Here is a 13,031-nt window from a genome sequence, read left to right as displayed (position 1 = left end):
TTTCACCCGCTACGGGTGAGCGGGGAGATCGCCGTTCCACCCACGCTGGTGCTCATCCTGCCGGATCGACCGGCCACAGCACGGGAGGCCAGCACGCCGATGGACGTCGCCGCGTGGCGTGAGCGGGCGACCGCGACGTTCGAGCTCCGCCGGGACCAGGCCAAGGACCTGGTCGACCGGATCCCGATCCTCGGACGCCTGCTCAACGAGGTCGTCCGGGTCGAGTTCATCGACCGGTGCATGCTGATCGCGGCGCAGGGGCTGCTCGCGCTGATCCCGATGCTCGTGGTGCTCGCGGCGTTCCTGCCGGACCTCACCTCCGCCGGCATCGAGTCCTTCTCGAACGCGGCCGGTCTCGGGGAGCGGGGCGAAGGCCAAGTGACCGCGCAGGTCACGCCCGACCAGGTCCGCGCCCAGACCGGCCTGATCGGCATCGCGATCACGCTGTTCTCGGCGACCAGCTTCGCGCGCGCGGTCCAGCGCATGTACGAGCGGATCTGGGACGTCACCCACGTGGGTGGCGTCAGCGGCACCCGCCGGTGCTTCCTGTGGCTGCTCGGTTGGCTGATGACGCTGCAGCTGGTCGGCGCGCTGCGCACGCTGATGAACGGAGTGGACGGACTGGTCGCGGACGGACTCCGGCTCGCGATCCAGGCCCTGCTGCTCAGCGCGCTGTGGTGGGTGACGTCGTGGGTCCTGCTCTTCGGCCGGGTCCCGTGGCACCGGCTCGCCCTCGGCGCGGTGCTGACCGGCACCCTCGGGTTGCTCTACAACCGCGGGTCCTCGCTGGTGATGCCGGTGTACGTCGACGCGAACGCCGACCAGTTCGGGACGCTCGGCGTGATCCTCGCCGTCTCCACCTGGCTGATCGGCTTCGCCGCCGTGATGGTGGGCTCGGCCGTCGTCGGCCGCGTGGTGTCGGAGGACCCGACGGTGCGCCGCCTGGTCAGCTCGGCCCTGGAGCTGGCGGCGGAGGTACGCCGTCAGCTGGCTCGGCTGCGTCCGCGGCCGGACGAGCCAGCAGCTCGATGATCAGCAGCAGCACCGCGGCGACCAGCAGCAGGGTGATCGTGAACCCGCCGGTCGGGTGGTCCGCCATCGCGTAGAGCAGCAGCGCGAGACCGAGCACCACGACCCGGATCATGGTCCGGTTGGCGTCGAGGAAGACACCGAACCGGCCGGTGTTCAGCCCGACCCGGGCGCCGCCCCCGCGGCCCCAGTCGATCGCCCGGGAGGTCCCGCGGCGCAGCGCGAGCGCGTTGCTTCCCGGCCCGGAGACCCAGGCCACGAACGCGATCGTGAGCGTGAGGACCAGGATCGCGCGCAGGTTGAGCCGGATGAACCACACCATGTTGTCGTAGAACGCCGCTGCGGCGTCGGTCGGCAACGTCTCCACCGGGATCGCGTCGAGGTAGACGACGCGGAACGCGTTGAGCGCGACGCCGAGCAGCAGCATGGAGGCCGCGCTGACGAGCATCGCGGTGATCAGCGCGCGCCGGCGCGACCGGGCGACCGCGACCGCACCCGCGACCAGCAGCAGCAGGACGATCGGCAGTGCGGTGTTGAGCCCGTTGAGCACCCGGAAGGCGCTCTGCGCCGTGGCGATGTCGTCGGACTGGAACACGGTCAGCTGGAGGTCGATCGCCGGCAGCTGGCCGGCCAGGTCGAAGCCCGAGTCCACGAGGCGCAGCTTCACCTCGTCGATCACCGGCCCGAGGTTGATCGCCACGGTGTTGTCCGAGACGTCGACGAGCTCGCTGCCCTCGCCGGTCAGCACCGCGACCAGCTGGGCGTGCGCCTGCCGGTTCGCCTCCAGCCAGGCGGTCTGGAAGCGGTCCGACTCGACGATCTCGCGGACCTTGTCCTCCACGAACCCGCTGATCGCGTTCGAGAGCGGCGTGGACAGGGCGTTGAGGCTGGTCGCCGCGAGCGGCGGGAGCCCGAGCTCGGCCAGCGCGTCCACGGCCTCCTGCGTGACCGCCTCCACCTGGAGCCGGGTCATGATCTCGGTGGTCACCTTGCTGACCACGGCGTCCTGGATCGCCGGGTCCTGCGCCAGCGGCTCGATGGACTCGACGTACCGGTCGGTGTCGGCGACCTCGTTGTGCACCCACCGCGCGACCACGCCGAGCGGCAGCAGCACCGCGAGCAGCAGGATCAGCACCCCGCTGACCACCGGGCGCCACCAGCCGGTACGGCGACCCTGCCCCTCGGCCTGGAGCCGGGCGACCTCGGCGCGCAGCGCCTCCAGCTCGGCCGCGGTCGCGGGGTCGGGCGTGCTCGTCACGACGCGACCCGCTGGGAGCGCAGCCGGAACGCCGTCAGCGTGGCGAACACCCCGGCGAGCACGAGCCAGATCGCGACGAACCAGATCAGCAGCGTCAGCGACAGGTCGGTGTACACGATCAGGAACCCACCCGCCAGCATGCTGACGACGCCGATCGCGACCTCCCAGCCCCGGCCCCCCGTGCCGGGGCTGACGATCGCGCCGATGACGTCGATCAGGCCGGAGATCAGCCACCAGACGCCGAGGATCATCCCGAGCACCAGCACGGACTGCAGCGGCTCGCGGAGCACCAGCAGGCCGACCACGAGGGCGACGCCGCCGGTGAGGCCGAAGATGGCCCGCATCCCGACGTCGAACGTGCTCATCCCGAGCGCCTGGACGATGCGGAAGATCCCGCCGATGATCAGCTGGATCGCGATCAGCACGGCGAAGACGGCGATGGTCTGGTCGGGCCAGACCATCATCGCGACGCCGAGCCCGAGGGTGACCAGCCCGTAGGCGAGCACCAGCCCCCAGTGCTCGGCGAGCCGGTTGAGGCTCGTGATGACGTAGACGTCGGAGCTGTCGGGTTCGACGGCGTGGCTCATGGGAGCGATCTTTCGCTGCCCGGCTCCCGGCTCCATCGCCCGAATCGGGTGGACTACAGCAGGTGCAGGCTCCGCGCGACCGCGAGTGCGGCGCTGCGGCGGTTCACCGAGAGCTTGCTGTACAGGCTCGAGACGTGGGTCTTCACGGTGTTCTCGGAGACGAACAGCGTGGCCGCGATGTCGGCGTACGTCGACCCGCGGGCGAGCTCGTTGAGCACGTCGCGCTCGCGCGGGCTCAGTGTCGGTGCGAGGGCGCCGGCAGGCAGCTGGGCCCGCTCGTGCGGCAGCGCGGTCGTCGGTGAGAAGAACGTCGAGATGCCCGGCATCCCGGCCGTGTGGGTGACCAGCTCGCGCACCCACGGTGACGGGTGGCCGGCGGCGTAGTGGGCGAACAGGTCGCCGACCGAGCTTCCGTGCCGGCTCCAGCCGAGGAAGGGAACAGCGTTGCGGCGCACCTCGGTCGCGACGATGCCCTCGAAGAGCAGAGCGCGCGCGGCGTCCTCGTCGTGCAGCCCGTCGCGCAGCTGCGCCGCGGTGATCAGGGCCAGCGCGCGCACCGGCGGCTGCAGGCAGGTGGTGCCCTCGGCCGCCGTCTCGAAGCGGGCCGCGGCGATCCGCCGGTCACCGGCGAGGTCGGCGCGCAGTCCCGTCACCAGGTCGCCCTCCGCGACCGCGCCCCGGCTCGTGAGGACCTGGGCGAGCCGGGACAGCGTGGGCTGGTCGCCGGACAGCGCGGCGAGGAACGCGCGCTCGAGGTCGAGGGCGACGGCGAGGTGGTCGGGGAGCTCCGGGGTCTCCAGTGGCACGTCGAGCGCGCGCTCGGCCGCCGACACCGACCCGGCGGCCAGCGCGAGCCGGGAGCGGCGCATCCGCGCCCAGAACTTCGTGGTGGGGTCGCCGGGGTGGAGCGGGAAGTCCGGCATCGGGGTCTCGAGCCCGGCCACCGCCGACGGCAGACCGACGAACGACGCGAGCTCGCGGACCAGCCGCGCCCGGTTCGCGGAGTACGGCGTGAGCACGGGGAGCTGGTCGAGCATCGCGATCAGCTCGTCGGCCACCTCGAGGGCAGCGGCCTCTCGGCCCTGCATGAACTCGGTGAACGCCAGGTGCGAGAGCGCGATCGCGGTCAGCCCGGGCAGGTCGCGCGAGCGGCTCAGCTGGAGCGCGCGCACCAGCGTGGCGCCGGCGCCGTCGAGGTCACCGAGCCAGTTCTGGGTGACCGCGAGCTCGGCGAGCAGGATCGGCAGCACGGGGGAGGCCTGGTCGGGCGGGTCGTCGGCGAGCACGCGCTTCGCGTGCCCCACCGCGGCCGGGATCGACTCCAGGCCGAGCCGGGCCCGCATCAGCTGGGCGGTCGCGACCTGGAGCGTCGACGTCGTGGTGTCCGGGAGCGGGTCGCTGACGACCCGGTCGAGCCAGTGCCGCGCGCAGCTGATCGACCCGGACACCCAGCGCTCCAGGGCGATCGCGAACCACGAGGCGGGGTTCACGTCGACCGCCGAGGGGTGCTGCAGGGCGAAGGCGTTCATGCCCTCCCCGTGGCCGCGCAGCAGCAGGGTCGGGCCGTGCTCGGCCAGCAGGGCCGCGGTCGCTGCGTGGTCGCCCACCGCGACCAGCCGCCGGAAGGCGCTGTCGGTCTCGCCGCGCGCGACGTCGAGCTGGACGGCGCGGGCGACCGTCGCGGCCGCGCGCATCACGTCGACGCCGCCGGCCGCCGTACGCCGGCGCACCACCTCGGTGAGCAGCGGGTGGATGGCGTAGCGGACCTCGTCGCCCTCGTCCGGCATCCGGGTGACCAGCAGCCCGGTCGACTCGAGCTCGGCGAGCACCTCGCCGGCCTGGGCGTCGTGCGCGAGGTGCGCGGCGGTGGCCGGGGTGACGGAGGGCTCGTTGGCGACGCAGAGCAGCACGTGCCGCTGCCGGGGGAGCAGGCTCGCGAACACCTCGCTGGCGACCCGGTCCGCGACCGAGACGCCGCCCTCGGCGTACCGCCGCGCCACCTCGAGCGGGTCGGGCGCCGCCGCCACCGCCCGGGCGGTCAGCACGACCGCGGCGCACCAGCCGCGGGTGCGCGGTGCGATCGCGCGGGCGACCTCGACGGCGTCGGTGTGCACGTGCGCCGCGACCAGCGCCGCCTCCTCACCCTCGTCGAGGCGGAGCAGCTCGCCGCGCAGGGCGGTGAACTGGCCGAGCAGCTCGGGCGCAAGCCGGGTGAACGGCAGGTCCCAGCGTGCGAGCAGCAGCATCCGCATCGACTCGGGGTCGGTGTCGAGCAGGCCGTCCAGGGCGCGCACGGTGGCGAGGGGCAGGTGGTGGGCGTCGTCCACCACGATGAGGCCGGGCTGCGACGCGACGAGGGCGAGCAGCTGGTCCGCCGTCCAGGACGCGTCGGCGCGCACCCACGTCGCCTGCGCCTGGGTGCTGGAGCGGTGCAGCCACCCGCTGACGCCGAGCGTCTTGCCCGAGCCGGCCGGCCCGACGAGGACGGTCATCGACCCCTCGGTCGCCTCGTCGAGGTGCGACCAGAGCCGGGGGCGGGGCACGAAGGCGCGGGGAAGACGCGGAAGGTGCTCCGGCACCCTCGTGCGCGCCCGTCCTTGCCCAGCCATTCGCCCTCCCGCCGAGTCGAGCGATGACGGCACGCTACACCCGCGGGGGTGGAAATCGCGCCGGTCGCGGTCGGAAATATATGTGGCGGCAGGACTGGTGGGGCTCACCCTCGGAGGGTGAGGCCCGGGTGATCTTGGGTGTGCTCAGGTGTTGCGCAGCAGCGACGTCAGCGCCCAGATCGCCGCGACGTCGATGGCGATCACGACGATCGCCCAGAGCGGGTAGTAGGGAACGAACGCGAAGTTGGCGACCGCCGAGAGGATCGCGACCAGGATGCCGGTCGCGAGGGCCCAGGTCTGGCCGTAGAGGACCGCGATGCCCACCGCGACCGCTGCGGCACCGAGGAGCATGTGGATCCAGCCCCAGCCGGTGAGGTCGATCGAGTACACGTAGTCAGGCGAGGCCACGAACACCGTGTCCTTGAACACGGCCGAGAGACCCTGGAGGAACTGGAACAGACCGACCATCGCCAGGAGCACACCCGCGAAGGCCGCGATGCCGTAGGCCCAGGCGCCCCTCGTGCTGTGCTCGTAGTCGCTCGGTGCGCTCATCTCGGGTCGTCCTCCGTCGGTCGGGGTGCGGTCGCGACGACCGTAGGCGTCGTCCGGGGCGAGACGGCTCACCCGGAACGGACGAATGCGGTCACAGCAGGTCGCGCGACCGCGCGACGCGCAGCGCGTCGACGCGGCGGTCGACGCCGAGCTTGCGGTAGATGGAGGCCAGGTGGGTCTTCACGGTGTTCTCGCTGACGAACAGCGACCGGGCGAGCTCGGCGTTGCCGCCGCCCAGCGCGAGCTGGCCGAGGACCTCCTGCTCGCGCGGCGTGAGCAGGGCCGGCTCGTCGGCCGTCGACCCCGGGCTCGACGGACGGTGCGGGGTCAGGTCGGGGTAGGGGCGCGGGTGGTCGCGCAGGGCCGCGGCGGCTTCGGCCGCGAACGGGTGGCAGCCCGGCGTCTCGGCATGGGTGGCGACCAGGTCGACGAAGCCCGGGCTGATCATCGAACCGATCGTGAGCATCCACAGCATCCGCTGGGGGGTGGCCCGGCTGAGCAGGTCGGGCACCAGTCCGAGCGCGGCCTCGGTGCTGCTGACGGAGCCGATCCGGTCGAGGAACGCGATGCGCGCGACGGCCGCGCCGACCGCGACGGTGACCGCCATCGTCGCCGGTTCGCGCAGCAGGGCGTCGAGCATCCGCACCGCGCGCCGCTCGTCTCCGCCCAGCCCGACGACCAGCGCCTCGCTCAGCACCGCCTCGGCGGTCAGGTTGGCGGCTCGGAAGTCGTGCACGACGACCTCGAGCCCGGCCAGGTCACCCATCGCGACCTGGGTCAGCAGCTGCACCAGGCCCTCGACGCGCTGGAGCTGGCGCGGCAGCAGCTCGGGGACCTCGCCGCGCCCGGCCAGCAGCCTGCGGGCCTCCTCGACGTCGCCGTGCGAGGTCAGCACGCAGGCGCGCAGCAACCGGCCGTACACCAGCAGCAGCGGGTCCAGCTGCTCGCGGGGCGTCGCGGCGAAGTCGCGCAGCGCCGACTCGGCGTCGGCGAGCCGGAGGGCCTGGAGGCTGCTCCAGCCGACCACGACGTGCGCCCGCGCCGCACTCATGTCGCCCTCGGCCCCGACCGCCCGGCCGACGGCGAGCGACTGCACCGCGGTCGCCCGCGCGGTCTGGTAGGCCTCGGTGAGCATCTCGATCATCGCGCGGTTCGAGAGCACGGCGCGCTCGAGGATCGGCAGGTCGACCTGCCCGGAGTACATCGCGACGTCCTGGACGTGGATCGCGGCGAGCCCGAGCTCGCCGAGCCAGGTCTCGAAGGACGCCAGCTCGAGGGTCAGCCAGGCCGCGCGCAGGGGCGCGATGCCGGCCAGCTCGTGGGCGCTGACCTCGCCGTCGTGGCGACAGCCGAGCACCCCGCGCGCCCGGTCCAGGGCCGGGCCGGCCGCACGCCAGCCGAACCTCGCCTGCCAGAGCTCCAGGGCCGCGAGCTCCGCGTCGACGTCGCGGTGCCGGCCACCGGCCAGGCTGCGGGCGTCGGCGGCGAGCGCGCGGTCGGTCGCGGTCTTCGCCGCGTCGATGCGGCTCTGCGAGCGCAGCACGGCCGCGTGCAGCACCAGCAGCTCCTGGTGCCGCGAGCGGATGTCGACGGGGATCGCGGCCAGCGCGTCGGCCACGACCTGCGTGCGCCGGCGGGTCAGGAGGTCGACGGAGAACTCGCGCAGCACCCGCAGCTGGAGGTCGAGGTCGCCGGTGAACCGGGCATGGTGCACCGCCCGCTCGGCGTCGCGGCGGTCGACGTACTCCGCCGTGGCGCGGTGGTGCGCCTCGATGGCATGGGTCCAGTCCGGCCCGCCGGGAGAGGTACGCCGGCGCAGCAGGTCGAGCAGCAGCGGGTGGCGGACCCAGCACACCTCACCGTCCGGCCCGGCGCGGCGCGCGGTGACCAGCAGCCCGGTCCCGGCGGCCAGGTCGAGCAGCTCGCCGGCCCGCGGGACGCCGGAGAGGAGGGCGGCCTCGTCAGCGGTCAGCTCGGGCTCCTGGCAGGTCGCGACCAGCACCCGGTCCAGGTCGGCCGGCAGCGCGTCGAGGACCTCCCGCTGGAGGTAGTCCAGCAGCGGCTGACGTGTGGCGGCCAGCGCCGAGCGGGGGTCCGCGCCGGCACCGTGGGCCTGCAGGCTGCGTGCGCCGAACACCAGCGCGGCGGCCCACCCGCGGCTCTGGCACAGGACCGACGTGACCTCCTCCGGGGCAGCCTGGGGATGGTGGGCGCGGACCAGCTCCGTGGCCTCAGCGTCGGTGAAGTCCAGCTCGGCGTGCGGCAGCCCCCGCACCTGCCCGGCCAGCGTGGCGGCGACGGGGAGGAACTCGACCTCGCGGCGACTCAGCAGCAGCACCCGGACCGATGCCGCGTCCTCGGTGAGCACCGCGGCGAGCGGCGCGACGGCGTCGCTCCCGAGGAGGTGCGCGTCGTCGATCACGAGGACCGCCGAGCTGGCGAGGTGGCCGGACAGGTCGTCCGCGAACCCGTCGGCCTGGTTCCCGCGCAGCCAGGTCACCGGACGTCCCGCGCACGCCATCTGCTCGGCCCAGGCGGCGGCCGCCGCGGTCTTGCCGGTCCCGGCGGGCGCCACGACCACGCTGACCGGTGTCTGCGGAACCGCGTCGAAGAACGTGTCGAGCCGGGGCCGGGCGACGTGCAGCAGCGGCGGCCCGGGCGCGTCCGTGGACCGGTGAACGCTCTCATCCACCGCCGCGGTCCGCCTTGCGACTGCCATCCGCCCTCCCCGCTCCGGGCACGAGTCTCGGGGACCGGGTGCGGTCTGGACAACCATGTCCGCATGGCGGCGTCGCCCGAGCCGTCCCGTCAGTCGGCGAAGACCTCCCGCAGCGCGGCCTCCTGCTGCTCGGTGAGGTTCGTGAAGATCAGCTCGCCCTGTGGTCCTGCGGCGAAGGCGTCGTGGATCTGGTCGAGCGCGGCGTCCGAGGTGAGGACGAACAGCGCCGAGGTGCCCGGGGTCACGGTGTCTCGCACCCGGTTGATGAACGTGTCGTCGATCCCGACGTCGGTGAGCGCACCGGCCAGGGCGCCCGTCGCGGCGCCGATCGCGGCGCCGAGCAGCGGCATGAAGAAGATCAGCCCGAACAGCAGCCCCCAGAACCCGCCGCCGAGCGTCCCCGACACCGTCGTGCTCGGGCGCAGCTGGTGGGTCCGCGGCTTGCTCTGGCCGGGCTCCCACACGACGGTCGCGGCGTCGTGCAGGACGAGCCCGTCCTGGCGTGCGAGGTCCTTCAGCAGCTGCGCGGCCCGACCGGCGCCGTCGACGGTGTCGTACCTCCACACGGTCAACGTGGCCATCGGTGTGCGTCTCCTCGATCGTGATCGGTGCTCGGACCACGGTCGCCGGAGTACGCCGGGTGGCGCCTCGCCCGATTCCGGTGAGGCGTCTTGGCGCGGGTCCGGCTTAGCGTCGGGACCCAGGCTGCCGGGTGGGCGGCCGGATCCAGGGGACACCGGGCGGGCGTGCGATGACGAAGATGCTGATCCGAGTGGATGCGGAGCTGACCGACGAGCTGTCGGGCGCGTTCCCGCACCTGGTGGCGCGCACGCAACGGGCGACAACGCTCACCGGCGAGATGGCCGACCAGCAGGAGCTGCAGGGCGTGCTGAACCTGCTGAGCTCCCTGGGGATCTCGGTGATCGAGGTCGTCGCCTTCCCCGACTGAACCGCTCGGGTGGTCTAGCCCTCGGTGACCGGCTCGTCCTTGTTGGAGATCAGCGGTCTCAGCCATCGCGTGTCGGGATCGGCGTCGACCAGCAGCGCCTTGGCGAACAGCGTCAGCGGGATCGCGAGCAGCGCGCCGAGCGGGCCGATCACCCAGGTCCAGAACACCAGCGAGAAGAAGCTCAGCGTCGTCGACAGCCCGACCGCGTCGCCGACGACCTTCGGCTGGATGACCGACTGGATCACGACGTTGAGCACGCAGTAGACGGCGACCACCGCGATCATCAGGCTCGGCCCGCCCTCGAGCAGGGCGAGGATCGCCGGCGGGATCAGCCCGATCACGAAGCCGATGTTCGGGATGTAGTTGGTGATGAACGCGAGCAGGCCCCACGTCAGCGCGAGTGGCACCCCGAGGATCACCAGGGCGATCGAGTCGAGCACCGCGACGATGAGGCCGAAGACGGTGGCGACGCCGAGGTAGCGGCGGGTGCCGTGCGCGAAGTCCTCGATGGCGGCCACGATCGCCGGCTTCGCGGCGCGGGCGCGCTCGAGCTGGCGCGGGAAGCTGCTGCCGTCGACGGTCATGAACAGCACCAGCGACAGGATGAAGAAGAGGTTCGACACCAGGCCCATCAGCTCCGAGAGCAGGTCACCGATGAACCCGCCGAGCGCGCCGAGGTCGAACGACGACCCGATCTTGTCGATCTGCTCCTGGTCGACCCCGACGTCGGAGAGCCAGGCGGTGAAGTCGTCGAGGCGCTGGGTGAACTCGTCGGTGTACGACGGCAGCAGCGTCGCGAACCGCGCGACCGAGACGAGCACCGCCAGCGCGAACAGCACGATGCCGACGTACACGACCGCGATGCAGACCGCCGACGCCATCCACGACGGCATCTTCCTGTCGAGCCAGCGGCGCAGCGGGTGCGCGAGCACGGTGAGCACGAGCGCGAGGAAGGCGGGCGCGAGCAGGTCGGCGATGCCGCGCATCCCGGCGATGACCACGACCGCCGCCGCGAGCCCGATCAGGACGAGGACTCCCCTCGGCAGGCCGGTCCTCGGTTCGGCGGGCGTGGTCGACACGCCCACATCGTGCGGGTGACGACCCACTCGCGGGCTCACCCGAGTCGGGTGACCTCCACGGCGGTGCCGGTCCCTAGCGTTGCCGCATGTTCGAATGGGGGCCCACCGCGGGCGCGATCGTCGCTGCGGTCGTCCTGGCCGTCGAGATCGTCATCATCCTCGCCGCGCTGCTCGTGCTGCCGGGGGGCCGGCGGCCGCAGACCGCGATGGCGTGGCTGCTGCTGATCATCGCGATCCCCTTCTTCGGCTTCCTGCTCTTCCTCCTCTTCGGGCGCACGACGGTCGGCAAGAAGCGCCGCGCGCTGCAGGAGGAGGTGAACGCCGCCGTGCTCGCGGCCGCGCACCTCGAGGACATCGAGGACGAGGCCCGCCGGCTCGAGCTGCCGCCGCTGGTGCAGACCTTCGCGAAGCTCAACCGGCGGCTCGGGGTCCTCCCGCTCAGCTTCGGCAACACCGTCGAGCTGATCGAGGACTACCAGGCCCAGATCGACGCGATGACCGCGGAGGTCGCGACGGCCACCGACTACGTCCACGTGCAGTTCTACATCTCGTCGTGGGACCACGTGACCGGTCCGTTCTTCGAGGAGCTGGTGCGCGCGACCGAGCGGGGCGTCACCGTCCGCTTCCTGTTCGACCACCTCGGTTCCAAGGGCATCCCCGGCTACAAGGACTTCCTGAAGAAGCTCGACACCACGTCGATCCAGTACGCCCCGATGCTGCCGATCCGGCCGTTCAAGGGCGAGTTCCGCCGGCCGGACCTGCGCAACCACCGCAAGATCCTGGTCGTCGACGGCCGGGTCGCGTTCAGCGGCTCCCAGAACCTCATCGAGGCCTGTTACGACAAGCCGAAGAACCAGAAGCTCGGCCGAGCCTGGGTCGAGCTGATCGCCCGGCTCGAAGGCCCCGCCGTCCAGGAGCTGAACGTCGTCTTCGCGACGGACTGGTTCACCGAGACCGGGGAGAACCTCGGCTCCGTCGTTCAGTCCACCCCGCCACCGCCGTCCGAGCGTCCGGGCGCGCTCACCGGCGTCGGGGTGCAGGTGGTCCCGAGCGGCCCGGGGTTCGTCACCGAGAACAACCTGCGGCTGTTCAACGCGATGATCTACTCCGCCGAGCGCCGGTTGTCGCTCACCAGCCCGTACTTCGTGCCGGACGACTCCCTGCTGTACGCCGTCACCACCGCCGCGCAGCGCGGCGTCGACGTCGAGCTGTTCGTCGGCGCGACGGCCGACCAGTTCATGGTCGCCCACGCGCAGCGGTCCTACTACGAGGCGCTGCTCACCGCCGGCGTCCGGATCTGGCTCTACCCGGAGCCGTTCGTGCTGCACGCGAAGCACTTCTCGGTCGACGACCAGGTCGCGGTGGTCGGCTCCAGCAACATGGACATGCGCTCGTTCGTCCTCAACTACGAGGTCGTGATGATGATGACCGGACCCGAGGTCGTCGCCCGCCTCGCCGAGGTGCAGGACACCTACCGTGCCCTCTCGACCGAGCTGACCCTCGACGAGTGGCGGCAGCGCAGCCGGGGCCAGCGCTACCTCGACAACCTGATGCGGCTGACCGCCACCCTGCAGTAGCCCGCGATACTGGCCGCATGGCGAGCCAGATGAACCGCGGCAAACGCAACTCCCTGCTGCTGCTGGTCCTGCTCGGTGTCGTGATCAACCTCCCGCTCCTGCACAGCACCTGGACCGACTCCCGCATCCAGGCCGACGGCGTCGACGTGACCGCGACCGTCGTCGACGAGTCGACCCGCGACGGCAACTGGCTGTCGTTCACGTTCCCCGAGGACGTCGACCCCGACCAGGAGACCTGGCACGTCGAGGTCGACCAGGCGACGTACGACGAGGCGCAGCGCACCGGCCAGCTCGAGGTGCGGGTGATCGAGGACGACCCCGGGTCCTTCCAGGCCGACGGCGAGGTGGAGAGCAACGTCGTGCTGGTCTTCACCGCGGTCGCCGACGTGATCCTGCTGCTGCTGTTCCTGCTGATGTGGCGCTCCAGCGGCCGGCTGCGCGGCCAGCTCCGGGCGATCGCCCTGGAGGACGTCGAGCGCGGCGGCGCCGGCGTCGTCCTGGAGCGGCTGCAGGGCGAGGAGTACCTCATCCGGGGCGACGTGCTCGAGCTCGAGCCCGGCCGGGTCGTGATCGACCTCGGCAACCGAAGCGTCGTCGTGCTGCTCGACGGCCACGCCAACCCGGTCGGCTACCAGCAGTCGGCGCAGGTGCGCGCGCGGCTGCTCTGAGCCT

The 13,031-nt window shown here is 72.4% G+C and carries 11 protein-coding genes; 4 read left to right on the top strand and 7 right to left on the bottom strand.

Annotated features, from left to right (window positions below):
• Positions 1-15 precede the first annotated feature (15 nt).
• Positions 16-1,032 carry a YhjD/YihY/BrkB family envelope integrity protein gene (locus ABD875_RS11485; RefSeq protein WP_345176406.1) on the top strand — a complete coding sequence of 339 codons (1,017 nt, stop codon included), beginning with the start codon at positions 16-18 and terminating at the stop codon, positions 1,030-1,032.
• Here the strand turns inward: ABD875_RS11485 and ABD875_RS11480 are convergent.
• The 6 genes from ABD875_RS11480 to ABD875_RS11455 all read right to left on the bottom strand — a co-directional run bounded on the left by ABD875_RS11480 (position 947) and on the right by ABD875_RS11455 (position 9,335).
• Entirely contained in the window at positions 947-2,287 is a 1,341-nt protein-coding gene (locus tag ABD875_RS11480) for a hypothetical protein (protein ID WP_345176402.1), read from the bottom strand. The genes ABD875_RS11485 and ABD875_RS11480 overlap by 86 nt on opposite strands.
• Positions 2,284-2,874 carry an HdeD family acid-resistance protein gene (locus ABD875_RS11475; protein WP_345176398.1) on the bottom strand — a complete coding sequence of 197 codons (591 nt, stop codon included), beginning with the start codon at positions 2,872-2,874 and terminating at the stop codon, positions 2,284-2,286. Before ABD875_RS11475 ends, ABD875_RS11480 begins: the two co-directional genes overlap by 4 nt.
• A gap of 53 nt (positions 2,875-2,927) precedes the next feature.
• Entirely contained in the window at positions 2,928-5,417 is a 2,490-nt protein-coding gene (locus ABD875_RS11470) for a LuxR C-terminal-related transcriptional regulator (RefSeq protein WP_345176395.1), read from the bottom strand.
• 210 nt (positions 5,418-5,627) lie between these two features.
• Positions 5,628-6,035 carry a DUF7144 family membrane protein gene (locus ABD875_RS11465; protein ID WP_345176391.1) on the bottom strand — a complete coding sequence of 136 codons (408 nt, stop codon included), beginning with the start codon at positions 6,033-6,035 and terminating at the stop codon, positions 5,628-5,630.
• A gap of 91 nt (positions 6,036-6,126) precedes the next feature.
• Positions 6,127-8,727: a LuxR C-terminal-related transcriptional regulator gene (locus ABD875_RS11460; protein WP_345176389.1), complete on the bottom strand. Its 2,601-nt coding sequence runs from the start codon at positions 8,725-8,727 to the stop codon at positions 6,127-6,129.
• 116 nt (positions 8,728-8,843) lie between these two features.
• Positions 8,844-9,335, bottom strand: a complete 492-nt coding sequence (locus tag ABD875_RS11455) for a DUF1269 domain-containing protein (protein WP_345176386.1) — start codon at positions 9,333-9,335, stop codon at positions 8,844-8,846.
• A 179-nt stretch (positions 9,336-9,514) separates the two neighbouring features.
• On the opposite strand from ABD875_RS11455, the gene ABD875_RS11450 reads away from it, so the two are divergent.
• Entirely contained in the window at positions 9,515-9,703 is a 189-nt protein-coding gene (locus tag ABD875_RS11450) for a hypothetical protein (protein ID WP_345176383.1), read from the top strand.
• A 14-nt stretch (positions 9,704-9,717) separates the two neighbouring features.
• Here ABD875_RS11450 and ABD875_RS11445 read toward each other — a convergent pair whose 3' ends face one another.
• Positions 9,718-10,782 (bottom strand): AI-2E family transporter, encoded by a 1,065-nt coding sequence (locus tag ABD875_RS11445; RefSeq protein ID WP_345176380.1) that lies wholly within the window; start codon positions 10,780-10,782, stop codon positions 9,718-9,720.
• 86 nt (positions 10,783-10,868) lie between these two features.
• Between ABD875_RS11445 and cls the strand changes: the two genes are divergently transcribed.
• Together cls and ABD875_RS11435 are read left to right on the top strand one after the other, a co-directional pair.
• Complete coding sequence (cls, locus tag ABD875_RS11440) at positions 10,869-12,359, top strand: cardiolipin synthase (protein ID WP_345176378.1); 1,491 nt, start codon at positions 10,869-10,871, stop codon at positions 12,357-12,359.
• 17 nt (positions 12,360-12,376) lie between these two features.
• Positions 12,377-13,027 (top strand): hypothetical protein, encoded by a 651-nt coding sequence (locus ABD875_RS11435; protein ID WP_345176375.1) that lies wholly within the window; start codon positions 12,377-12,379, stop codon positions 13,025-13,027.
• The last annotated feature ends 4 nt before the right edge of the window (positions 13,028-13,031 follow it).

Origin of the sequence: Nocardioides caricicola (assembly GCF_039541135.1) — a bacterium.
In the GTDB taxonomy this organism is placed as follows: Bacteria; Actinomycetota; Actinomycetes; order Propionibacteriales; family Nocardioidaceae; genus Nocardioides; species Nocardioides caricicola.
The sequence above is the reverse complement of the archived record's forward strand: the minus strand, read 5'-3'. Positions and strand labels throughout refer to the sequence as shown.